Source organism: Bilophila sp. T19-St14 (assembly GCF_059728385.1).
The window spans coordinates 1,928,015-1,949,828 of the sequence record NZ_BAAGFT010000001.1 but is presented as its reverse complement, the minus strand read 5'-3'; the positions used below and the strand labels follow the sequence as shown (position 1 = coordinate 1,949,828).

Sequence of the window (21,814 nt, the reverse complement as noted above, 5' to 3'; positions counted from 1 at the left end):
TCCGCCGGCGAAAAGCTGGAAAACTCTCGTTCCACTGCACTGGGGGACGAAACGGCCACGCTCCCCGGCAGGGGCAAGCGTATTATTCCGGCTCGTACCCCGTGTCTTCCGGCAAGCCGTGGCGGGCGGACTGGCTGCGGGCAAGCTCGTCGCAGCGTTCGTTCTCGGCGTGTCCGTTGTGCCCGCGCACCCATTCCAGCGTGACGCTGTGGCGGTCAAGCTGGACTTGCAGGCGTTCCCAGAGGTCGCGGTTTTTGACCGGCTTCTTGGCGGCTGTCTTCCAGCCGTTTTTCCGCCAGCCCGCGAGCCATTTCTTTTCCACGGCGTGGCGCAGATACTGCGAATCCGTGTACAGCGTGACCGCGCACGGCTCTTTCAGCACTTCGAGCCCAGCGATGGCCGCCATGATTTCCATACGGTTGTTCGTGGTGTGCGCGTAGCCGCCGGAGAGCTCCTTTTCATGCCCATCGCAGCGCAGGATGCAGCCCCAGCCGCCCCGTCCTGGATTGCCGAGGCATGATCCGTCCGTAAATATCGTTACATTCCGCATAATTTTTCTTTTAGGCGCAAAACCGGAGACGCTGGCCGGAAAAGAGAAAACCGGCCCGAACCCGCTGCCCCGTGCAAAGGTCTTGGGAGGAAAAGGAGGGAATGGGGAAGGAAACGGCGTGCCCTCTTTCCAGAAGGCTCCCCCCTTTCCTCCCCATCCCCACATTTTATTCAAACATATCGATATTCGCCAGAGCCTGATGCATAAGCCCCTCCGGGGAGTCGGCGGCATCAAGGACGATGATGCGCTTGGTGTTGTGGGCGGCCCAGAGCTTGAAGCCTTCACGGATGCGGGTGTGGAAGGACATCTGTTCGGCTTCAAAACGCCCTTCTTTTTGGGAAAGCCCCAGCTCCGCGTTGCGGCGGCGGGCGCGTTTCAGCGCATCGGCGGGGTCCATGTCGAGCACGAAGGTTCTGTCGGGCCAGAGGCCGCCTATGGCCATGTCATTGAGCGCGCGCAGCCTTTCGATGTCGAGGCCGCGCCCGTAGCCCTGATAGACCACGGTGGAGTCCGCATAGCGGTCGCAAAGCACCACCTCGCCGCGCTGCAGCGCCGGGCGGATGACCTCGGCGACGTGCTGCGCCCGATCCGCGAGGAACAGGAACAGTTCCGCCTCAGGGCAGATGGCCGTTTCCGGGTTCAGGAGCATCCGGCGCAGCTCCCGGCCCAGCGTGCACCCGCCGGGCTCGCGCGTCACCAGCACTTCATGGTTCAGGGTGCGGAACACGTCGGCAAGGTTCTCGATGAGCGTGGTTTTGCCCGCGCCTTCAATGCCTTCTAGAGTAATGAACACTGGTTCAACCTTGGGGCTTCGGGTTCCGCCGCGCGTTTCGGGGCGTGGGGCTTACGGGGTTCGGCCGCCGGGGTCTTGGGGGCTAGGAACAACTGGCGATCCAGCGACTTCTGGTAGGGCGACCAGCCGCTTCCGCCGTCTTCGAGTGCCCCGAACAGGCTTCGGCTTTGGGTGATCTTGGCGTCGATGTTGTCCGCGTAGTGCAGGGCGAAGGCTTCGGCCGTTTGCGGCAGGCGCGGCGAGCCGTACTCGTACAGCCCGTGGTGGCTCAGGATAAGGTGCTGGAAATGGAGGATAAGCTCCTCGTCGAGCCCGGACTTGGCGAGATGGCGGTCAAGCTTCCCAAGGCACAGGTTGATGTGCCCGACCAGCCGCCCGGCGTCGGTGTAGTCGTTGGCGAGGCCGCCGGAGAATTCCCATATCTTGCCGAGATCGTGGCAAATGGCCCCGGCGAGCAGCGTCTGGCGATCCAGATCCGGGTAATGGTCGCAGAAACGCAGGCACAGCGTCGCCACCGAAAGCGTATGCTCAAGGAGCCCCCCGACCCAAGCGTGATGAACGCTCTTGGCGGCGGGGGCGGTGAGCAGCGGGATACGGATGGCCTCGTCCTCAAGGACGGACAGGATGAACTTGCGCCACGGCTTGTATGTGAACTCCTTGCGGCAGAGGGCTTCGAGCTCGTCGAGCATCTCCTGCGGCGGGCGGCTGCTGGAGGCCATGAAGGCGGACGTGTCCACCGAGGCCGTTTCTTCCGGGGAGAGCACGCGCAGCGCGTTGACATTCACCTGCAGCTTGTCGCGGAAGCTTTCGGCGCGGCCTTCCACTTCGGCGATGACGCCGGAAGGGATCTCCGCGAACTGCTGGCTGAGGGGGCTCCATATCCGGGCCTCAAGATCCCCGGAGGCGTCTTTCAGCTCAAGCCGCCAGAACGGGCCGTTCTTGGCTTGCAGCTGCGACGCCGAGGCGATGAGGTACAGCGCTTTGATTTCGTCGCCGGGGGCCACGTCTTTGGCCCACCGGCGGTCGGGCGCGGATTGTATTTTCTGCATATTCAACCTACAATAAAAAACCGTGCGATCGGCTTTCCGTGCGGAAAGCGCCGCCGCACAGTTGGAATGTTTGGCGGGAGTTCACCCGTTTTCGTCTATGTTGTCAACAGAAAGCCTGCGGCCCGTCCGGGCCCCGGCGTTCCGTCCGTTTCCTGTGGGGAAACTGTTTTTGCTGTTTCGGGAGGTTGCGTGCGTATCCTGCTTTCCAACGATGACGGCATCCATTCGCCGTGCCTCCGCGCGCTGCACGACGCGCTGCGCGAAGCCGGGCACGAGCTTGACGTGGTCGCCCCGCTCACGGAACAGTCGGGTGTGGGCTGTTCCGTCACCCTGCACAACCCCTTGCGCCTGTACCCGGTGCAAGAGCCCGGCTTCAGCGGGATGGCGGTCGCGGGGACGCCCGTGGACTGCGTGAAGCTCGCCCTGACCACGCTTTTGCCGCAGCCGCCGGATCTGGTGGTCGTGGGCATCAACAACGGCGCGAACAAGGGCGTGGACGTCTTTTACAGCGGAACCGTGGGCGCGGCGACCGAAGCCGCCTTGTGCGGGCTGCCCGCCGTGGCCTTCTCGCGCCCGCGCCCCGAACTTGAGCCGCCGCAGGCGCTGGCCCGGCACGCCGCCTCGCTGGTGGATGCCGTGGACTGGCGCTGCTGTGCCGGGAAAGTCCTGAACGTCAACTATCCGCGCTGCCGCGTCGCCGAAATCAAGGGCATCCGGGCCGCGCGCATGGCCGAGAGCCGCTGGGCCGAGAACTACGAACGCCGTGAAGACCCCGCCGGACGCCCCTATTGGTGGATCGCCGACTTCCTCAAGCGGGACAGCGGGGGCGACGATACGGACATCGCCCTGATGGAAGGCAACTGGGTGACGGTCACGCCGCTTCAGGTGGATCGGACGGATCGGGAACTGCTCGGCCGCTTGCAGGAGCGGTTCGGCCTCTGGTTCCAATCCTCCGTAAAATAGGCTACAATAGGATTATCAATACGTGCGGCGGGGTCGCCGCTGCGGTCTTCCGGTGCGGGGGCCGCCTTATTTCACCATCCCAATCGCAGCCGCAAGGCTGAGGCGAGGAGCAACTATGCCGCTTACCTCTCCCAGAGCCATGTTTGAACGGGCCTACAAAGAAGGGTATGCCATCGGCGCCTTCAACGTCAACAACATGGAAATCATTCAGGGAATCATGGAGGCGGGAGCCGAGGAAAAGGCCCCGCTCATCCTCCAGGTTTCCGCCGGGGCCCGCAAGTATGCGGGACAGCATTATATTGTGAAGCTCATTGAGGCCGGTCTGCTGGAAGCCGATCTCCCGGTTGTGCTCCATTTGGATCACGGCGCGGATTTCGACATCTGCAAGTCCTGCGTGGACGGCGGCTTCACCTCCGTGATGATCGACGGTTCGCACCATTCCTTTGAAGAGAACATCGCCGTGACCAAGCGGGTCGTGGAATACGCCCACGACCACGGCGTATGGGTGGAAGCCGAGCTGGGCCGCCTTGCCGGGGTCGAGGAAGACGTCTCTTCCGAGCACAGCATCTATACCGATCCCGATCAGGCCGTGGAATTTGTGGAGCGTTCCGGCTGCGACTCGCTCGCCATCGCCATCGGCACCAGCCACGGCGCGTACAAATTCAAGGGTGAGGCCAAGCTCGACTTCGAGCGCCTCGAAAAGATCGGCGGCCTGATGCCCGGCTATCCGCTCGTCCTGCACGGCGCGTCCAGCGTGCCGCAGGAATTTGTGGAAATGTGCAATGCCTACGGCGGGAAGGTCGCCGGGGCTGCGGGCGTGCCGGAGGAACTGCTCCGCAAGGCCGCTGGCATGGCGATCTGCAAAATCAATATTGATACGGATATCCGGCTGGCCATGACGGCCTCCATCCGCAAGCAGCTCGTCGAACATCCTGAGGAATTCGATCCGCGCGGCTACCTGAAACCCGCGCGGCAGGCCGTGAAGGACATGGTCCAGCACAAGATCAAGCACGTGCTGGGTTGTTCCGGCAAGGCATAAAATTGTCACACGGGGGAGGTACACTGGCTTGTAACGCGGTTGCCTCCCCTTTGTTTCATACGGCGTTCCACCTTCCCCTATGCGGACGCGCCGGCCCGGTCGTCGGGCGCATCAGGATTGTGCCGCAAACCTTTTCGCGTATCGAAGGAGTACCCCAATGGCTCGCATCGGAATCAACGGCTTCGGCCGCATCGGTCGTTATCTTGTCCGCCTCATGGCTGAGCGCAACGAGCTCCCTGTGGTGATCAACGCCCGTGCGGACAACGCTTCCTTGGCCCATCTCTTCAAATACGACTCCGTCCACCGCACCTTCAAGGGCACGGTTGGCCATGACGAAAACGGCATCATCATCAACGGCACGCATATCGCCGTGACCCGCTGCAAGCCCAACGAATGGCAGTGGAAGGACTACGGCGTGGATCTGGTTGTGGAATCCACCGGGACCATCAAGAAGCGCGCCGGGCTTGCCGAGCATATCGCTTGTGGGGCGAAGAAGGTCATCATGAGCGCGCCCGTGTCCGACGCCGACATCACCATCGTGATGGGCGTGAACGACGGCCTTTATGATCCCGCCAAGCATGACGTGGTTTCCTCCGCTTCCTGTACCACGAACTGCCTCGCCCCGGTCGCCAAGGCGCTGAACGACACCTTCGGCATCGAGCACGGCCTGATGACCACGATCCATTCCTACACCATGAGCCAGCGCATCCTCGACGGCTCCCAGAAAGACATCCGCCGCGCCCGCGCCGCCGCCATGTCGATGATCCCGACCACCACCGGCGCGGCCAAGGCCGTGGCCCTCGTGCTGCCTGAGCTCAAGGGCAAGCTGGACGGCATCGCCATCCGCGTCCCCACGCCCAACGTGTCCATCGTGGATCTGAACTGCGTCATGAAGCGCGACGTGACCGTCGATGAGGTCAATGCCGCCCTGACCGCCGCCGCGAACGACCATTTCGGCGTTTCCGCCGAGCCGCTGGTGTCCATCGACTACAACGGCGACACCCACGGCGGCGTCGTTGACCTGCTTTCCACCTCCGTCATGAGCGGCAACATGCTCAAGGTGCTCATCTGGTACGACAACGAAGCCGGGTTCACCAACCAGCTCCTTCGCCTGATCGATCTGGTCGGCGGGAAGATGTAGATTTTGAAAATTGGGGAGGGGAAGGGGAAACTTTCTTCAGAAAGTTTCCCCTTCCCCTCCCCAAGCCCCACCCCTTTCCCTTCAAAGACTTTCGTATGGGTTAACGGCGGGCATGGGGAGCGCATATTTTCGTTTCGGAGGCGTACGTCTCCCGGAACCGCTTACAAAAAGCCGGAGGCACCGCCCCCGGCTTTTTCCGCAGCCCTGCCACAGAATATGGCTGCTCCATCTCCACGACATGATGAAGATGGAGCTTTTTTCGTTGGCTCTGCCAGCGTATATGGTTGTTTTATTTCCGTGTATGATGAAAAGAGAGGCTTTTTCTTCAATTTTCTTGCTGATGGACTCCATGATTGGGGTATTTTATTAAGTATTCCTTTGGAGTTTCAAGAAATAAAGCATCAACCGCTTCCTATGGCACAGCCTTTTCGTTTTGGCTGTGTCATAGGGGGGATTTATCGTTACAGTATGATGAAAATACGGCCTTTTTCTCCAATTTATTCTGTTGGGGGGGGCTATGGCTGAGACATTTTATTGGTGGCTGTGTTATAGAAAATGGTTGATGCTTTTTTTCCTTGAAACTCCAAAGGATAACCGGAAAAAAGCCTTAGCCGTGGATCCCGCCAAGGGGAAAACTGGAAAAAGCTCTATTTTTCACCGTACTGTGGAGATGAAACAACCACATACTATAACAGAGCCTTATTGGTCATTCCTCTGGAATTTCAAGAAAGCATCAGCCATTTCCTATGGCGTAGCTGAGGCGTACGTCTCCCGGAACCGCTTACAAAAAGCCGGAGGCACCGCCCCCGGCTTTTTTCCGCAGCCCTGCCACAGAATATGGCTGCTCCATCTCCACGACATGGTGAAGATAGAGCTTTTTTCGTTGGCTCTGTCAGAGTACATGGTTGTTTTATTTCCGTAGTATGATGAAAAGAAAGGCTTTTTCTTCAATTTTCTTGCTGATAGACTCCATTCTTGGCTATCTTTGGGGAGCCTTGAGGACACATCAACCGGATATCAGAACAGCCTTTTCCGTTGAGAAAATCAGCGTGCGGCTTTGATGATGGTATAGCTGCGATACTCCCCGGTACCGAGGTTGACTTCTTCCGCGGTAGTGCCTCGGTAACTCGTCATGGTATTTGTAAATGTGTCGTATTTAATGAGCTGGGTTTCGGTGGCAAGGAACTGATACCTGTTGATGAAGGCGTACGTCGCTGTAAAAATGAGAATACTGCACGAAAGAAGCAACAGGGACGCCGGAGTGGAGATTGCTTTCAGCATGTGGGCCTCACGCACGAAGATTTGGGGTTGATGAGGCTTTGAATATTTTACAGATGATAATAAAAGTCAATAGAGGCGAAAAAGACTTCCAGATATTTGAACCAGTTCTTTGAAGGTAAGGGCTCTGCCATAGTATGCGGTTGTTTCATCCCCGCAGCGCGATGAAAACCGCCTGACTGCCCCGGTCGGCGCGGAGAGGCTAGTTTTATCTCCACAACACGGTGAAAATACAGCCTTTATATCCGGTTTCCCCCTTGGCGGAATCCATATCTAAGGCATTTATTGGTTATTCCTTTGAAATTTCAAGGAAAAAGTACCAACCATTTTTTATGATACAGCCAAGATAAAAAGAGCATCCCAGCCGCCGGAGGCGTGCCCCGCGCTATTTCATGCCGATGAAATGCCGGATGGCGGATTCGAGCCGTCGGATGCTGACGAAGGTGTCGAGGCAGGGGCCGTTGGGCCGCTCGTTGATGACGCCGAAGACGGGCAAGGGGTGCGTATCCTGAATGCCGGAGGACAGATCGCGTTCGCAGGCCACGGCTACGATGAGCTTGGGGCGGGCCTGCACGACGATGCGGCGGGCGATGGTCCCCCCGGTGGCGATGGCGACCTGCACGCCGTAGGTGTCCCGCAGGCTGAGCACGTCTTTGAGCGGGCAGGCCCCGCAGCGGACGCAGTTGTCGATGTGGTAGGTGAGGCGGTGGGTGCAGCGGCTCGACTGGATGCAGTGGGGCAGGAGCACGAGAAGCTGGCGCGGCTCGCACTGGATGCCGCTGCTGAGGACCAGCTCGTTGTTGACCTTGATGAAGGAGCGGCGCACGGCGGCTACGGGGATGCGCATCACCCGGCCCATGAGCTCCATGATTGGCAGGAGCAGGCGTATGGTGATTCCGCGCAGGCGTGACGTGCCGAGTATGGGCTTTCCGGTATAGGCGTGGAGCACCAGCCCCACGGAAAGCCAAAGGATTCCGAGGATGGCCCCGCCGAAGGCGATGCCCGCAATGAACGGGAGCCACGGGTGGATGGCCGCGAACCCGATGGTCGGGACAAGCCAGATGAGCAGAAGCAGCACGCAGAGCAGGATGGCCGTGCCGATCACCAGGCCGATGAACAGCCGTTTGCCGGTGCCTTCGTATTCATCCTTGGACAGGGAAAATGCCGATTTGGAGATGTTCACCTTGGGTTCGCCCGAATGAGGTGAAAGGATTGAGGAACATCAAGGAAGACGCTTTTCCGCACAACGGGACTCCCGCCGCGCTGCCGCCCCGCCAGTCAAAAGTCTTGGGAAGGGTGGGGGTATGGGGGAGGGAGAACCCTTCTCCAGAAGGGTTTCCCTCCCCCATATGAATCATGCAGTTCCCGGAGAAACGGCGCGGCCGCAGCCGTCCCTGCCCGCCGAGCGGCAGTAGCCGTTCCAGAAGGCTTCCGCGGACATGGGCTTGCTTCCGGCGGGCTTGAGCATGGAAACCTCATACAGGGCGTCACGGCAGGCGATGAGCAGCTTGCCGTCCCGCAAGGCTATGAGGGTTCCCGGATCGGGCTGCCCGCCGGTGAACGCCTCACCCACCCGGCCCGGCTGAAGCAGCGCGGGCAGGGGATCGCGCCCCGGCAGCAAAAATACCGTCTGCGCGCCGGGCCACGGGGTCACGCCCCGGATGCGGGCATGGATGACGGCGGCTTTTTCATCCCAGTCAATGTGCCCGTCGGCCTTGGTCAGCTTGGCGGCGTAGGTCGCGAGCGCCTCTTCCTGCGGGATGGGCGTGGAGGGATCGCCGTCGGCGTATTGCCGGAGCACTTCCACCATGAGACGCCCGCCGAGATCGGCCAGCTCGTCGTGCATGGTGGCGGCGGTGTCGTCGATGCCGATGCCGAGCGCGCGCTGGAGCAGCATGGGGCCCGTATCAAGCCCGCGCTCCATACGCATGATGGTGATGCCCGTGAGATGGTTGCCGTCCATGATTGCCCGCTGGATGGGGGCCGCGCCCCGGTACTGGGGCAGGAGCGAGCCGTGGACGTTGAAAGGCCCGATGGTCGGGATGTCCAGCACGGACTGGGGCAGGATGAGGCCGTAGGCGGCGACGACCAGCGCGTCGGGGCGGAGCCCGGCGAGCGCGGCGCGGTCGGCTTCGTCCTTGAAGTTGAGCGGCTGGAAGACCGGGATGCCGAGTTCCTGCGCCAGCACTTTGACGGCGGGCGGCTGGAGCTTATGCCCGCGCCCGGCGGGGCGGTCGGGCTGGCAATAGGCGGCGACGACCTCGCAGCCGGGCCATGCCGCCACATGGCGGAGCACCGTGGCGGCGAAGTCCGGCGTCCCCATGAATACGACGCGCATTTTTTGTTCCGGGGCGGCCATCTATTTCACCTGACTCTGACGGGTGCCTTTCTTGAGCTTGCTTTCAAACATCATCCGCTTGAGGCGGCTGATCCGGTCGATAAACAGCTTGCCGTCCAGATGATCGATTTCATGCTGGACGCAGACGGCAAGGAGATCGTCCGCATCGAAGCTGATGGGGTTGCCGTCCAGATCGGTGGCTTCAACGTGGACACGGGCGGTACGGCGGACTTTGGAGCGGTAGTCGGGCACGGAGAGGCAGCCTTCCTCGCTTTCCACGTATCCGGCGTCCGGGAGGGGCGTCCATACGGGATTGACCAGCACCATTTTTCCTTCGCGCTTTTCGGGGCCCGTGACGTCGATGACGACGAGGCGGACGAGCCGGCCCACCTGCGGCGCGGCAATGCCGATGCCGTCCGATTTGTACATCGCTTCGGTCATATCTTCGGCGAGCTTACGGATCTCGTCGGTGACTTCAGTAATGGGGAGGCTGGGCTTGCCAAGAAGCGGATTGGGATAAGTGATTATTTTCAAAGCCATGTATGATCTCGTATATGGGTTGGCATTCGTTGTTAAAACGGGTTAAGAAGCGGCTGGGCCTTTATGTTGAGGCCCTATCAATACCCTGTCCGAACAATAATGTACAGATTGTACGCAAGCCTCGCCGGGCCGCCGGGACGGAGAACCTCCGCGCGGCGGACGGGCGGCCGATGGTGACCACCTTGCCGAACGACGTTTTTTTGCCTTTCGCTCCCGACAAGCCGTGGCTCGCGCCGCTGGCCGGATGGTCGGACTTGCCTTTCCGCCTGTTGTGCCGCCGGTTCGGCGCGGCGGTCTGCTGCACTGAGATGATCAGCGCCAAGGGGCTCATCTACAAGAGCCCCGGTACGGCGGAATTGTTCGCCACCTGCCCGGAGGACGGGCCCGTCGTCGTCCAGCTCTTCGGCAGCGAAGCGCCTTTCATGGAGGAGGCGGCCGGGCAGCTCAGGGACAAGGGGTTCGTCTGGTTCGACTGCAACATGGGCTGTTCCGTCCCCAAGGTGGCGCGCACGGGGGCGGGCGCGGCGATGTGCAGGGACATCGACAATGCGCTGTCCGTTGCCGAAGCCCTGATCCGGGCCGCCGGGCGCGGGCGCGTGGGCTTCAAGCTGCGTCTCGGCTGGGATGAGCCGGGGCGTTCCCCCGCCGCCGAAACGTGGCGTGTGCTGGCCCCGGCGCTGGAGGCGCTGGGCGCGGGCTGGCTGACGCTGCACCCCCGCACGGCGAAGCAGGGGTTCACCGGGACGGCGCGCTGGGAATGCCTCAGCGAACTGAAATCGCTTGTTTCCTTGCCCGTCATCGCCAGCGGCGACCTGTTCACGGCGGAGGACGGGGTACGCTGCCTTGCTGAAACGGGCGTGGACACCGTCATGTACGCGCGCGGGGCCCTGCGGGATCCGGCGATTTTCAAGGCGCACCTCGATCTGCTCGCCGGGCGCGAACCGGAGGTTGCCGATGTGGCGACGCTGCTCGCCCGCATCCGGGAACATGCGCGGCTCGCCAAGGAACTCAGCACGGAAAAGGTGGCGCTGCTCAAGATGCGCACTATCGTGCCGCGTTACGTCCGGCACATCGAAGGCTCGAAACAGCTCAGGGCGGATATCATCGCCTGCCGGAGCTGGGAGGATTTTGAAAACGCGCTGCGCTCATTTGAAGCCGGAAAAGATTCTTCCGGGTGATCTTGCAGAGCTTTGCCGATCTGTTATGTGTACAGATAAGCAGTCCCGCCCCATTGTCACCCTACCGCCATGCCGGGGAATTCATGAAGCCTTCTCCTTGCCGTCTGGGTCTTACCGTATCATACGTTTCCGGACGTATCAGTTGCGGGCTTTCTTGCCGTTTGGGGTTTACCCTGATCGAAATCATATCCGTGCTGGTCATCCTTGGCATCCTCGCGGCTGTTGCCGTCCCCAAATATTTTTCCGTGCAGGATGACGCCGAGAAAAAGGCCGCCCTTTCCGCCGTAGCCGAAGCGCAGTCCCGCATCCAGCTTTCTTTCGGGCAGCAGATTTTGCAGGGCAAGCCATGTGATGAGGCTGTGGAGGAAGTCAACGAAATCCGTAAGTTGAGTGACCATAATGACAACAGGTTCGGTGCGTTTTTCCTCGGCGTTGACGGTGAGGCCGGCGGCGGGCCCCTTACGGCCGCCGGGGTGGCCGTGTATGCCAAGCGTAACGTCAACGATGCGGCGGTGGATACCGGGGGGAAGCTGTATTTGCCGTCATGCGCTGATGAAGAATCAGCGGCCGCAGCGTTTTTGAATACGACGCTCCGCGAAGTGGCAGAGTATCTGCTCATGTATGGGAACAATAACCATACGGGAGGCGGCAAAGAGCCTGAGCATGGCAGAGATAGCCGAGAGTTTCAAGACAACTACCTGAACAGGGCGTTTGATCTTGGAAATGGCATTATGGCGGGTCTCGGAAAGGGCGGAGGGGATCAGTTCGGCGATGACAATCGTGCGATGATGAAGGTTTGTTTTACCAATACGTTGACAAACGAAAAAATGGATATCCAGTTTACAAAATACGCCGGGTCTGATGAGGTGGCTATCAATACGGTGTATTTTACGGACTCATCCCACAAAAATATAAGAATTGTCGATGCAAAAAACGCCAATAGGAATCAGGATGTCCTTGATGCCGCAAAAAAAGTGGCCCAAGGGATGGGCCTTAATATCAATGGATTGGGATCTGCCTTTGATGGAAGCCATGCGTTAGGTGAAATAACAATACATCATTCAGATTTCACTTTTTAGGCCGTGTCGTTTTTTTATCTACTTATTTGAAAATATTTAAAATAATAGGCTCTGTTATGGTTTGTGGCTGTTTCATCTCCACAGTGCGGTGAAAATACAGGCTTTTTCTCCGGTTTTCCCCTTGGCGGGAGTACGGATAAGGCATTTTGTCGGTTATCCCTTTGGAGCTTCAAAGAAAAAAGCATCAACCGTTTTCTATAACACAGCCTTTTTATAACACAGCCAAATAATATTTGTGATTTAAAAAGGCTCTGTCATAGTATGCGGTTGTTTCATCCCACAGTGTGGTGAAAATACAGCCTTTTTCTCCAGTTTTCCCCTTGGCGAAACCTATGGCTAAGGCATTTTTCTAGTTATCCCTTTGAAACTTCAAGGAAAAAAGCATCAACCATTTTCTAGGACACAGCCTTTAAAAATAGTTAAATAGCTTCAATAGATTGTATTTGATTGACGGCACGGCCTAATATTATTGCGAAGCTGTTTTTTTCACCCCAATGCTTCCCCCAGCCATAAGCCGTTGCGCCACGGCAAGCACGGGGAGGCCCACAATCGTCGACCACTGGCCTTTGATTTCCGATACAAGAAAGGAGCCGAGGCCCTGTATGGCGTAGGAACCGGCCTTGTCGTCGCATTCTCCGGTGGCTGCGTAGGCGCGGAGCACGTCTTCGGGCCATTCCGCAAACGTCACGTCGGCGGCGTCGTAAAACAGTTCCACCCATTTTTCCCCGTGAGCCGACGGCCCGATGATGCAGCACCCCGTATATACGGTATGCGTCCGGCCTGAGAGGTGCAGCAGCATGGCGAGGGCTTCGTCACGGTTGGCGGGCTTGCCGAGGATGATCGGGCCGTGCTCCTCATGCAGCACGACGATGGTGTCGGAGCCGAGGATCACCGCATCGGGCGTTTCGGGCGCGGCGGCGCGGGCTACGGCTTCGGCCTTGGCTTGCGCCGCCCGCATGACATAGGCGGCGGGATCGTCTTCCAGCGTGGGGGCGGGTTCGGAGCCGTCCACAACCTTGATGGCAAAGTCGATGCCGAGGCTGCCGAGCAGCTCGCGCCTGCGGGGAGAGGATGAGGCGAGGATAATGGGGCGAAGAGCGCGGAATGCGCCGGAAGGCATGGTTTTCTGCACGGTTTTAGTCCTTTTCGTCTTTATGCTACTGGAAAAAGTTTGCGGAAGGCGCTAGCCTGACTTCACAGGGAAATCTGAAAGGAGTCATCATGTCGTCCACCCGCAAACTCAGTTCGCGTCTTACGCAGTTGTTGGAATTATTCAACCGCAATGACGACTGGCTCATCGTGATCAATGCCGATCCCGACGCGATGGCGTCGGCTATGGCCCTCAAGCGGATCATGTCCCATCGTACCGGGAAAGTCACCATCGCCCGGATCAATGAAATTTCGCGGCCGGACAATCTGGCGATGATCCGGTATCTGCGCATCCCCATGCTTCCGCTGACCGACAAGCTGAAAGACCTCTATTCGCATTTTGCGATGGTCGATTCGCAGCCGCATCACAACCCCGCCTTTGCGGGCATCCCGTTTTCCATCGTCATCGATCATCACCCGGCTGTTCCTGAGCATCCCGTGGACGCCGCCTATGTGGACATCCGGCCCCAGTACGGCGCAGTGAGCACGCTGCTCACCGAGTACCTGCGGGCTTACCACATCCGGCCCGGCATCCGGCTGGCCACCGCCCTGCAATACGGCATCCGTACGGATACCGCCACGTTCACCCGCACGGGCACGGAAATCGACCTGCGGGCCTATCAGTATCTTGCCGCTCATGGGGACACCGCCTTGCTTACGCGCATCACCCGCAGCGAATACCTCCCTGAGTGGCTCAAATACTTTGCGCGCGCCTTTTCGTCCATGCATCAGTGCGGCTCTGGGGCCTACTGCTATCTGGATACGGTGGAGAACCCCGATATACTTGTGGTAGTTGCGGATTTCTTTACGCATGTTCACAGCATCAAGTGGGTTGGCGTTTGCGGCGTGTACAAGGATACGGTCGTCGTCATCTTCCGGGGCGACGGGCATGTCGATCTTGGTGAATTCGCCGCTTCACGCCTTGGTGCGCTCGGTAATGCGGGTGGGCACCGCGCCCTCGCGCGTGCCGAATTTCCCCTTGAGGCGACCGAGGGCCGCAGCGTCGATGTGTTCGTTTTCCGCAAGCTCACCGAAAAGCCGCAAAAGAAGAAAGCCGAAGAAGCTGGGAACGTAGAGGGGGGAGAGGAAGAATGAGGGAGTGAACCGGGGGAGGGGAGAGGGAACCCTTTAAAAAGGGTTCCCTCTCCCCTCCCCCGGATCCCCTCCTCTCTCCCTCCTAAACTTTTCGGCCTTATCGAATCCCTGTTTGCGGCGTTCCCGTTTTGTCAGGGGACACGGCGCGGCATTTTTTCTTGAAAGCGGAAGGGCGGCTGAACATCTTGTTCCGTTGCCATTCTTTATGGAAAGGCTCAGCCATAGGATATGGTCGTTTCATCTCCGCAGTAGGTCAAAATATGTCCTTTTTCTCCCGTTTTTTCATCGGCTGAATCCACGGTTAACGTGTTTTGCTGGTTATTCCTTTGGAACTTCAAGAAAAAGAGCATCAACACATTTTCTCTGACACAGCCTTATTGCCTATTTTTTTGGAATTTCAAGGAAGAAAGCATCAACCGTTTCTATGGCACGCCTTTAACGTAACAGGTCTGCTGAACAAGATTATTCGGCAGGTTTTCATGTAAAACGGTTGGATAAGATCCGTTAGGCTCTACCACAGGATGTGGTTGTTCCACCGCCGTTAACAGCACCGACAGGGAAAGCCGAGGGCAGGGACTGGGTAAGGATGAAAGTCTTTGAAGGGAAAGGGGTGGGGTTTGGGGAGGGGAAGGGGAAACTTTCTCCAGAAAGTTTCCCCTTCCCCTCCCCAATCTTCTCCCCCGCCTTATCCTACAATCAAGAAATTCTTCACGCCCGTAAAGACGACTTGTGCGGCGATGGCGGCGAGCAGCAGGCCGGTGAGCTTGGAAAGCACCGCAAGGCCGGTCTTGCCGAGGATGCGCTGCACATGGTTCGCCATGAGCAGCATGAGCGTGATGAGCGCCGAAGCCACAAAGAGGGCGGCGGAACCGATGATGCGTTCCGTCATGCTGTGGGCGGACGCGCCGAGAACCATCAGCGTACCGATGCTGGCGGGCCCCATGCAGATGGGGATGGCGAGCGGAACCACGCTGATGTCCTCGTCAGGGCTGTCGGGGGTGTGCGACTCGCGCTGTTCGCCCATGAGGGCCACGGACGTCAGGAACAGGAGCGCACCGGCGCCGATGCGGAAGGCGTCCAGCGTGAAGCCGAATACGCTGAACAGCGATTCGCCGAAAAAGTACAGCACCGTCCCCACGATGAAGACCGCTACCCCCGTCCGCAGGGCCGTGCGGCGCTTGCGGCGTCCGCCGTAGGTCTGCGTTCCGCTCAGAAAGGCGCTCAGGGCCGCGGGGGGCGTCAGCAGGGCGAAAAGCTTGATGACCGAACTGAAAAAATCTCCGATACTGTAATCCATACGTCTTCTCACTACCCCGCAAAGCGGTTATTGAATGCGCGGGGGATCGCTCGCACCGGGCGCATTTCTTGATTGGTTGTTCAATGAGCCGGGCCACCATACAAGGAACGTGGGATAGTTCAAGAGCTTTTTTTAGGGTTCAAGGGCAACACGCTGGGTTTTCAGCTTTTTTTGTTCAGAGAAAATCAGCGGCTTTTCCGACCGTCCTTTCCGGGCGGCGGAGGCTTGCAACACAAGGGCCCGGAGGCCCGGATTCAGGAGATGTCCATGCCTCAGCGATACATTGATACCACGCTGTTCGACCTGTTTAAAGTGGGGCCTGGGCCGTCCAGTTCCCACACCATCGGCCCCATGAAGGCCGGACATCACTTTGCGGAAGCCTGCACCGGGCTGCCGCGTGATCTGCTGGTGCGCGCCGTGCGCTTCCGGGTGCGCTTGTACGGTTCCCTCAGCGCCACGGGCACGGGCCACGGGACGGACGCCGCCGTCGTCGCGGGCCTGCTTGGTACGGCCCCGGAAAGCTGCCCCGCCGGCCTGCTGCAGGAGCTTATGGATGATCCCCATACGCGCCGGAAACGTCCGCTCGGTGACGGGCAGGCGTCGGTTTGCGTCGATGACGTGAGCCATGACTCGATCATCCATGATTTCCCCTACAGCAATACGCTGGTAATCGAGCTTGTGGATGCCGAAGACAACGTGCTGCATTCGCAGGAGTATTACTCCGTGGGCGGCGGGTTCATCCAGTGGAAGGGCTGGGAACCGCCCGTTCTTGGGGAACCTGTCCACCGCTATTCGACCATGACCGAATTGCGCGCCATTGTGAAGGAAAAAGGCCTCAACATTTACGAGATCATCCTTGACAACGAGATGGCGATCACCGGGGCGTCGCGTCCGAGCATCATCCATTCCTTAAACCAAATCATCGATCATATGGAAAGCAGCGTCCGGCGCGGGCTGGACAGCGAAGGCCAGCTTCCGGGGCCGCTCAAGGTGCAGCGCAAGGCCCGCATGCTGTGGCAGCAGGCTTCCCGGATGCACTCCTCGCCGGATCAGTTCCTGACCCGGATCAATGCCTATGCCTTTGCCACGGCAGAGGAAAACGCTTCCGGCGGCGTCATCGTCACCGCGCCGACCTGCGGTTCCGCCGGGGTCATGCCCGCGCTGGTGTATGCCCTGCGGCATGAAATGTTCATCGGCGATCGCGCCATCCGTGAAGCGTTCCTCGCGTCGGCTGCGGTCGGCTTCATCGCCAAGCACAACGCGAGCATCGCCGGGGCCGAAGTGGGCTGTCAGGGCGAAATCGGCGTGGCGTCCGCAATGGCGGCGGCGTTCGTGGCGGATGCGCGCGGCTACCGATCCCGTGTGACCGAAAACGCGGCTGAGGTCGCGCTGGAACACCATCTCGGCATCACGTGCGACCCTGTGCAGGGATATGTGCAGATCCCCTGTATCGAGCGGAACGCTATGGGCGCGATCAAGGCGTACAATGCGGCTGTGATCACCTCAGGCACGGACCCTTATTCACAGCGGGTTTCGCTTGATGCCGCAATCGCGGCAATGGCCGAGACGGGGCGCGAAATGAGCTGTAAATTCAAGGAAACCTCACTCGGCGGATTGGCCGTAAGTATGGTAGCCTGTTGACAGGGGCCCGGAAGCGGGTTACTGATTGCCTCTTTCACAATGCACTATGCCGGGTTTTTTCCCCTCTGGACAAATATGCTTTCGGGCTTAGAGTTATGAGATTGGAAGAAGCCCGTCTTTTTTGGAGGCTGCACTATGGCACGCATCACCGTTGAAGACTGTCAGGAACGCGTCGAAAACCGGTTTCTCCTCGTACAGATGGCGATCAAACGCGTGCGGCAGTACCGTGAAGGCTACGAGCCTCTGGTCGAGTCGCGCAACAAGGAAGCCGTGACCGCGCTGCGTGAAATCGCCGCCGGAAAGGTCTTCCCTGAGGATATGTCCCAGTATCGTATGCCCGTAGGCGAAACGCAACTTGACATGGACGACTAAGCCCCTTTTGTCTGGAAAGATTTGAACCGCTATGGCCCAACGCGATTACTATGAAGTTCTCGGTGTAGCCCGCGATGCGTCGGAAGACGAAATCAAGCGGGCTTACCGCAAGATGGCACTGCAAAACCACCCTGACCACAATCCCGACAACCCCGAAGCCGAACAGCGTTTCAAAGAGGCCGCCGAAGCCTACGAAGTGCTGCGCGATCCGGAACGCCGGGCGAGGTACGATCAGTTCGGTCACGCCGGTGTCGGCAACAACGGCGACTTCGGAGGCTTTGGGTCCGCCGAAGATATCTTCGCCCATTTCGGCGATATCTTTGGGGATATGTTCGGGTTCAGCATGGGCGGCACGCGCCGCGGCGGGCCTCGCCCCACGGCGGGCGCGGATCTGCGCTATAATCTGAACATCACCTTCGCGCAGGCGGCGAGGGGTGCGGAAATCACCCTGAACATCCCCCGGATGACCACCTGTGGGGAATGCCACGGCACGGGCGCCGCGCCGGGGACATCCCGCGAAACCTGCCGCCAGTGCGGCGGCTCCGGCCAGGTTCGGAATTCGCAGGGCTTTTTCCAGTTCGTGGTTCCCTGTCCGGCCTGCCACGGTGAGGGATACACCATCTCCAAGCCCTGCCCCAAATGCCGGGGCAAGGGGCAGGTGCAGGAAACCCGCGAGCTTTCGGTTCGCGTCCCTGCCGGTGTGGACACCGGAACCCGTCTCCGCCTCCGCAATGAAGGCGAAGCCGGAACCAACGGCGGCCCCAACGGTGACCTGTACGTGTTCATTACGGTGGACGAGGACAAGACGTTCCGCCGTCAGGGGCAGGATCTTGTCCTGACACGGGAGATCTCCTTTGTGAAGGCCGCCCTTGGGCATACCATGACGGTTCCCGGCCTTGACGGTGATCTGGAGCTCAAGATTGCCAAAGGCACACAGAGCGGGACGGTGCTCCGCCTGCCCGGCAAGGGGCTGCCCTATCTCAACCAGAAGCGCAACGGCGACCTGTTGGTTGAGATCCTCGTGAAGACGCCGACCAATCTTTCCGCGCGTCAGGAAGAGCTGCTCCGCGAGTTTGAATCAAGCGCTGAGGAGTCCATCGGCGACAAGATCATCAAGGGCGTCGAGAACCTTCTTGGCGGCAAGGGCAAGAAAAAGAAGAAGTAAATATTGAGGGGGGAGAGGGAACCTTTCTCCAGAAAGGTTCCCTCTCCCCCCTCAAACTCCCCTCTCACCCTCCCAAGACTTTCGTCCTTATTGAATCCCTGTTCGGAAGTTCGGGAGATCTTCCATTAGGGAAGGGGAAGCGCAGGAACTCTGCGAAAAAAGAGGCAGCCGCCCGGAACTCTTGGTTTCGGGCGGCTTTGTCGTTTCCGGGAGAGGCCGGTGAAAGATGCTTTTGGAGAGTTGTGAATGGATTTTCGCCAATTGTTCAACACTGTTCAGCAGTAAAGATGTGTGCCCCGTACGCGCTTTTTCGTGTAGTTCTGTCAAAGTATGTGGTTGTTTTATTTTACAGTATACTGAAAATATAGACTTTTTATCCGATTTTCCGCTGATGGACTCCATAATTGGAGCATTTTGTTAGTTATTCCTTTGGAACTTCAAGGAATAAAGCATCAACTGTTTCCTATGACACAGCCTTTCGTATCTTATGGAGAATATACTTTTTTAACTCATTCACTTCCACTTGGACACCACACAAGCTCTCTCTCTCTCTCTCTCTCTCTCTCTCTCTCTCTCTCTCTCTCTCGCGCGCGCGCATTTCTTAGGCTCTGTCATAGCATGTGGTTGTTTCATATCCACCGCATGGTGAATATACAGATTTTTTATCCACTTTTTCTCTTGTCGGAATCCATAGCCAACGTATTTTTTTGTTATTCTTTTGGAATTTCAAGAAAAAAAGCATCAATCCTTTCTATGCTACAGCCATTTCTTACAACCTACCAGCAGGTGCACGGATTATGAACTCTTTTGCGAGCACATAATACGGATACCATATATCTTCTCTCTTCATTTTTCGGCTGCGTCGTTATTTTTATACATAACTATTTGAAATTGTTTATAATAATCTTTTTTGTAGCTTGAAAATAGTTAAATAATTTCAATATATTATATCTAGTTAACGACACAACCTAGAGTAAATTAACTTCAAAATTGGCTCTGTCATAGTCTGTGGTTGTTTCATCTCCACAACACGGTGAAAAGACAGCCTTTTTCTCCAGTTTTCCCCTTGGCTGAATCCATAGCTGAGGCGTTTTTCTGGTTATTCCTTTGGAATTTCAAGGAAAAAAGCATCAACTATTTTCTGGGACACAGCCTCAAAACTTTATAATGTTACCATGTAAGGAACGCTCACTTCGACATTGAACAGGGCAAGTACATAGTGTTTGTGCTCCCAGTGACCGCATGCTTCCCAGACAGAAGAGCATTTTCACATTGAAAATGTTCTAGGCCCATAAAGGAACCGTCCTCGACGCTTGCAGAAGGGCCGCGGTCAGGGATTCGATAAAGATGAAAGTTTTAGGGGGATGGGGGTGGGGTTTGGGGAGGGGGAAGGGGGCCTTTTTCAAAAGGCTCCCTTCCCCCTCCCCAATTTTTTCAGCAATTCGCGGCGCGGAGGGTTTCCTCAACCATGTCGAGGGTGGGGGCGTCGTCCTTTTCAAGGCCGGAGAGGGCCCGGACAGCCAGCATGAGCATATCGAGATCAAGGGTCATCTCGGTGCGCCCGTCGTTGATGGTACAGGCTTCGCCATGCAGGGAAACGCGGTAGGCCCGGCGGCTGCGCTGCTGCCCTTTGCCGGTCACGATGGAATAAATATGCTCGCCGGATTCCGTGGCATAAAGCTTCTGGCGCGTCAATTCGCCGGTTTCTTCGTCAAACCACGACCCCCCGGCGAAGGGACGCCCGGAAAACTGCATCTCAGCCCCGTTGTCCAGATGCAGGACAATGTTTGCTCTGGAAGTGGGCGCGTCATCGGTCATCGTTTTTACCTGCCCGGTAGTTATTGATTTATAAGCGAGAATGCTAGCACTGCCGATCCTCCGGTGTCAACGGGAAGGCGAAGTTCTCCCATGAGAGAATGCAAAAAAACGATTGGCGCGGACGGGGGAGGCATCTTTTCCCCCGCCGCAGGGCGTCAGTTTGCGTCGAATCCCGTTCCGGTCAGTGTAATGAAGGTGATTTCCGAGGGGACGAACAGACGCAGCGGCATGCCGCCCCAAAGCCCTGAGCCCCTGCTGACGTAAAGCGGCATCCCATCCACGGTATAGGGCCCGCTGACATAGCCGCCGTTGAACGCCGCAATGAGGGGGGCGATGGGCAGGACGAGCCCGCCGTGCGTGTGCCCGGAAAGCTGGAGCGAGGCCCCGGCCTTGGCGCTTTCCGGCGCGAGCGAGGGGCGGTGCGAGAGCATGATCTTGGCGATGTCCTTGGAGAGGCCGGAGAGCGCCTTTTCGGGATCAGGGCCTTCCAGCCCCCAGTTGAGGGCGGCCGTGTCCGTCACCCCGGCAATGGCGAGCGGCGTGCCGTTGACCCGGATCTGCGTGTTTTCGTTCATGAGTACGCGCATGCCGAGGCTCTGGAAAACGGGCAGCCATTGTTGGAGCCCGGAATAATATTCGTGGTTGCCGGGCGTGAGGATGACGCCGTACTTGGCCTTGAGATCCGCTAAGGGGGCCACGTCTTCGGCAAGGCGTGACGGGGAGCCGTCCACCACGTCGCCGGTGATAACGATGAGATCGGGGTTGAGCGAATCCGTGCGGGCCACCACGTCCGCCAGCCATGCCTTGCCGAACGTGGGGCCGATATGCAGATCGGAAAGCTGCGCGATGCGGAACCCGTTCAGTGCGTCAGGCAGGCCGGGGATTTGCATGCGGACTTCACGCACGGAAGGGACGCGCAGGGCTTCCCTCATGCCGTAGCCGGACAGGGCCAGTGCGAGCAGCACCAGCGTGAAGGCCCAGAATCCCGATGCGGGCCTTTTTTCCTTATGCCCGTAGAAAATTTTACGCTGCCGGCCTGCGGAGCGGCGGAAAGGCCACGTGAGGAGCAGGAGCGCGTCCCGCACCACGAGCAGCAGGAACAGGATGGTTACGGCGGAATGGAGATAGCCGGAGGCGAGCTGTACGGGTTCGGGCATAAACGCGCCCATCGTGCCGTAGACGAGTTTGGTCAGGAGGAGCTTTTCGGCGCAGGCGAACGCGAAGAGGCTGAGGACGAATTTGAGGGGCCAATTCATGCCAGAGGGCAGGATAAGCCGGATGATGACGTACAGGCCCATAAAGGCGGAAAACAGCGTGATCATGCTCATA

The 21,814-nt window shown here is 58.5% G+C and carries 22 protein-coding genes; 11 read left to right on the top strand and 11 right to left on the bottom strand.

Features of this window, described 5'->3' with window-relative positions; genetic code table 11:
• Positions 1–82: 82 nt before the first annotated feature.
• From rnhA to AC6I1V_RS08345, 3 genes are all read right to left on the bottom strand, one after another.
• Positions 83–550, bottom strand: coding sequence for a ribonuclease HI (gene rnhA, locus AC6I1V_RS08355; protein WP_308771802.1), 468 nt, complete (start codon positions 548–550; stop codon positions 83–85).
• A 166-nt stretch (positions 551–716) separates the two neighbouring features.
• Positions 717–1,343 (bottom strand): dTMP kinase, encoded by a 627-nt coding sequence (gene tmk / locus AC6I1V_RS08350; RefSeq protein ID WP_479858809.1) that lies wholly within the window; start codon positions 1,341–1,343, stop codon positions 717–719.
• Positions 1,328–2,392 carry a 3'-5' exoribonuclease YhaM family protein gene (locus AC6I1V_RS08345; protein ID WP_302553239.1) on the bottom strand — a complete coding sequence of 355 codons (1,065 nt, stop codon included), beginning with the start codon at positions 2,390–2,392 and terminating at the stop codon, positions 1,328–1,330. The genes tmk and AC6I1V_RS08345 overlap by 16 nt, the downstream gene beginning before the upstream one ends.
• 189 nt (positions 2,393–2,581) lie before the next feature.
• Here AC6I1V_RS08345 and surE point away from each other — a divergent pair, with 189 nt between their 5' ends.
• The 5 genes from surE to AC6I1V_RS08320 all read left to right on the top strand — a co-directional run bounded on the left by surE (position 2,582) and on the right by AC6I1V_RS08320 (position 6,457).
• Positions 2,582–3,355, top strand: a complete 774-nt coding sequence (gene surE, locus AC6I1V_RS08340; protein WP_486853499.1) for a 5'/3'-nucleotidase SurE — start codon at positions 2,582–2,584, stop codon at positions 3,353–3,355.
• 115 nt (positions 3,356–3,470) lie between these two features.
• Positions 3,471–4,394 (top strand): class II fructose-1,6-bisphosphate aldolase, encoded by a 924-nt coding sequence (gene fba, locus AC6I1V_RS08335; RefSeq protein WP_302553237.1) that lies wholly within the window; start codon positions 3,471–3,473, stop codon positions 4,392–4,394.
• Between the two features lie 157 nt (positions 4,395–4,551).
• Positions 4,552–5,535, top strand: coding sequence for a type I glyceraldehyde-3-phosphate dehydrogenase (gap, locus tag AC6I1V_RS08330; RefSeq protein WP_302553236.1), 984 nt, complete (start codon positions 4,552–4,554; stop codon positions 5,533–5,535).
• Between the two features lie 216 nt (positions 5,536–5,751).
• Positions 5,752–6,060, top strand: a complete 309-nt coding sequence (locus AC6I1V_RS08325) for a hypothetical protein (protein WP_486853498.1) — start codon at positions 5,752–5,754, stop codon at positions 6,058–6,060.
• Entirely contained in the window at positions 6,053–6,457 is a 405-nt protein-coding gene (locus AC6I1V_RS08320; RefSeq protein WP_486853497.1) for a hypothetical protein, read from the top strand. The genes AC6I1V_RS08325 and AC6I1V_RS08320 overlap by 8 nt, the downstream gene beginning before the upstream one ends.
• 122 nt (positions 6,458–6,579) lie before the next feature.
• Here the strand turns inward: AC6I1V_RS08320 and AC6I1V_RS08315 are convergent, their stop codons facing one another.
• The 4 genes from AC6I1V_RS08315 to def form a co-directional block, all read right to left on the bottom strand.
• Entirely contained in the window at positions 6,580–6,816 is a 237-nt protein-coding gene (locus tag AC6I1V_RS08315; RefSeq protein ID WP_479860028.1) for a hypothetical protein, read from the bottom strand.
• 382 nt (positions 6,817–7,198) lie between these two features.
• A complete protein-coding gene (locus AC6I1V_RS08310) occupies positions 7,199–7,996 on the bottom strand; it encodes a DUF116 domain-containing protein (RefSeq protein ID WP_486853496.1) in 798 nt (265 codons plus the stop codon).
• Positions 7,997–8,167: 171 nt separating this feature from the next.
• A complete protein-coding gene (gene fmt, locus AC6I1V_RS08305) occupies positions 8,168–9,172 on the bottom strand; it encodes a methionyl-tRNA formyltransferase (RefSeq protein WP_486853495.1) in 1,005 nt (334 codons plus the stop codon).
• Positions 9,173–9,691, bottom strand: coding sequence for a peptide deformylase (gene def / locus AC6I1V_RS08300; protein WP_302553233.1), 519 nt, complete (start codon positions 9,689–9,691; stop codon positions 9,173–9,175).
• A 170-nt stretch (positions 9,692–9,861) separates the two neighbouring features.
• Between def and AC6I1V_RS08295 the strand changes: the two genes are divergently transcribed.
• Positions 9,862–10,869, top strand: a complete 1,008-nt coding sequence (locus tag AC6I1V_RS08295) for a tRNA dihydrouridine synthase (protein WP_308771725.1) — start codon at positions 9,862–9,864, stop codon at positions 10,867–10,869.
• Between the two features lie 161 nt (positions 10,870–11,030).
• Positions 11,031–11,948 (top strand): type II secretion system protein, encoded by a 918-nt coding sequence (locus tag AC6I1V_RS08290; RefSeq protein WP_497737101.1) that lies wholly within the window; start codon positions 11,031–11,033, stop codon positions 11,946–11,948.
• Positions 11,949–12,414: 466 nt separating this feature from the next.
• Here AC6I1V_RS08290 and AC6I1V_RS08285 read toward each other — a convergent pair whose 3' ends face one another.
• On the bottom strand, positions 12,415–13,080 hold the full coding sequence (locus AC6I1V_RS08285) for a Maf family protein (protein WP_486853493.1): 666 nt from the start codon (positions 13,078–13,080) through the stop codon (positions 12,415–12,417).
• A gap of 89 nt (positions 13,081–13,169) precedes the next feature.
• On the opposite strand from AC6I1V_RS08285, the gene AC6I1V_RS08280 reads away from it, so the two are divergent.
• Positions 13,170–14,192 (top strand): DHH family phosphoesterase, encoded by a 1,023-nt coding sequence (locus AC6I1V_RS08280; RefSeq protein ID WP_486853492.1) that lies wholly within the window; start codon positions 13,170–13,172, stop codon positions 14,190–14,192.
• 685 nt (positions 14,193–14,877) lie between these two features.
• Here AC6I1V_RS08280 and AC6I1V_RS08275 read toward each other — a convergent pair.
• Entirely contained in the window at positions 14,878–15,489 is a 612-nt protein-coding gene (locus tag AC6I1V_RS08275; RefSeq protein ID WP_302554715.1) for a MarC family protein, read from the bottom strand.
• A gap of 267 nt (positions 15,490–15,756) precedes the next feature.
• On the opposite strand from AC6I1V_RS08275, the gene AC6I1V_RS08270 reads away from it, so the two are divergent.
• From AC6I1V_RS08270 to dnaJ, 3 genes are all read left to right on the top strand, one after another.
• The gene (locus tag AC6I1V_RS08270; protein WP_308772104.1) at positions 15,757–17,130 is read left to right on the top strand and encodes an L-serine ammonia-lyase; all 1,374 of its coding nucleotides are present in this window, start codon (positions 15,757–15,759) and stop codon (positions 17,128–17,130) included.
• 135 nt (positions 17,131–17,265) lie between these two features.
• A complete protein-coding gene (rpoZ, locus tag AC6I1V_RS08265; protein WP_302554713.1) occupies positions 17,266–17,502 on the top strand; it encodes a DNA-directed RNA polymerase subunit omega in 237 nt (78 codons plus the stop codon).
• Between the two features lie 31 nt (positions 17,503–17,533).
• Positions 17,534–18,667, top strand: a complete 1,134-nt coding sequence (gene dnaJ / locus AC6I1V_RS08260) for a molecular chaperone DnaJ (RefSeq protein ID WP_302554712.1) — start codon at positions 17,534–17,536, stop codon at positions 18,665–18,667.
• Between the two features lie 1,434 nt (positions 18,668–20,101).
• Here the strand turns inward: dnaJ and AC6I1V_RS08255 are convergent.
• Together AC6I1V_RS08255 and AC6I1V_RS08250 are read right to left on the bottom strand one after the other, a co-directional pair.
• Positions 20,102–20,485, bottom strand: coding sequence for a hypothetical protein (locus tag AC6I1V_RS08255; protein ID WP_302552983.1), 384 nt, complete (start codon positions 20,483–20,485; stop codon positions 20,102–20,104).
• A 155-nt stretch (positions 20,486–20,640) separates the two neighbouring features.
• Positions 20,641–21,813 (bottom strand): metallophosphoesterase, encoded by a 1,173-nt coding sequence (locus AC6I1V_RS08250; RefSeq protein WP_302552982.1) that lies wholly within the window; start codon positions 21,811–21,813, stop codon positions 20,641–20,643.
• Position 21,814 lies beyond the last annotated feature (1 nt).

What these genes read in the sequence shown, in the direction of transcription:
- rpoZ (WP_302554713.1), top strand. Translation starts at nt 17,266, where the DNA reads ATGGCACGCATCACCGTTGAAGACTGTCAGGAACGCGTCGAAAACCGG.
- dnaJ (WP_302554712.1), top strand. Translation starts at nt 17,534, where the DNA reads ATGGCCCAACGCGATTACTATGAAGTTCTCGGTGTAGCCCGCGATGCG.
- gap (WP_302553236.1), top strand. Translation starts at nt 4,552, where the DNA reads ATGGCTCGCATCGGAATCAACGGCTTCGGCCGCATCGGTCGTTATCTT.
- AC6I1V_RS08280 (WP_486853492.1), top strand. Translation starts at nt 13,170, where the DNA reads ATGTCGTCCACCCGCAAACTCAGTTCGCGTCTTACGCAGTTGTTGGAA.
- AC6I1V_RS08255 (WP_302552983.1), bottom strand. Translation starts at nt 20,485, where the DNA reads ATGACCGATGACGCGCCCACTTCCAGAGCAAACATTGTCCTGCATCTG.
- fba (WP_302553237.1), top strand. Translation starts at nt 3,471, where the DNA reads ATGCCGCTTACCTCTCCCAGAGCCATGTTTGAACGGGCCTACAAAGAA.
- rnhA (WP_308771802.1), bottom strand. Translation starts at nt 550, where the DNA reads ATGCGGAATGTAACGATATTTACGGACGGATCATGCCTCGGCAATCCA.
- AC6I1V_RS08325 (WP_486853498.1), top strand. Translation starts at nt 5,752, where the DNA reads ATGGCTGCTCCATCTCCACGACATGATGAAGATGGAGCTTTTTTCGTT.
- AC6I1V_RS08270 (WP_308772104.1), top strand. Translation starts at nt 15,757, where the DNA reads ATGCCTCAGCGATACATTGATACCACGCTGTTCGACCTGTTTAAAGTG.
- AC6I1V_RS08250 (WP_302552982.1), bottom strand. Translation starts at nt 21,813, where the DNA reads ATGAGCATGATCACGCTGTTTTCCGCCTTTATGGGCCTGTACGTCATC.
- AC6I1V_RS08295 (WP_308771725.1), top strand. Translation starts at nt 9,862, where the DNA reads ATGGTGACCACCTTGCCGAACGACGTTTTTTTGCCTTTCGCTCCCGAC.
- AC6I1V_RS08275 (WP_302554715.1), bottom strand. Translation starts at nt 15,489, where the DNA reads ATGGATTACAGTATCGGAGATTTTTTCAGTTCGGTCATCAAGCTTTTC.
- AC6I1V_RS08320 (WP_486853497.1), top strand. Translation starts at nt 6,053, where the DNA reads ATGGCTGAGACATTTTATTGGTGGCTGTGTTATAGAAAATGGTTGATG.
- AC6I1V_RS08345 (WP_302553239.1), bottom strand. Translation starts at nt 2,392, where the DNA reads ATGCAGAAAATACAATCCGCGCCCGACCGCCGGTGGGCCAAAGACGTG.
- def (WP_302553233.1), bottom strand. Translation starts at nt 9,691, where the DNA reads ATGGCTTTGAAAATAATCACTTATCCCAATCCGCTTCTTGGCAAGCCC.
- AC6I1V_RS08315 (WP_479860028.1), bottom strand. Translation starts at nt 6,816, where the DNA reads ATGCTGAAAGCAATCTCCACTCCGGCGTCCCTGTTGCTTCTTTCGTGC.
- fmt (WP_486853495.1), bottom strand. Translation starts at nt 9,172, where the DNA reads ATGGCCGCCCCGGAACAAAAAATGCGCGTCGTATTCATGGGGACGCCG.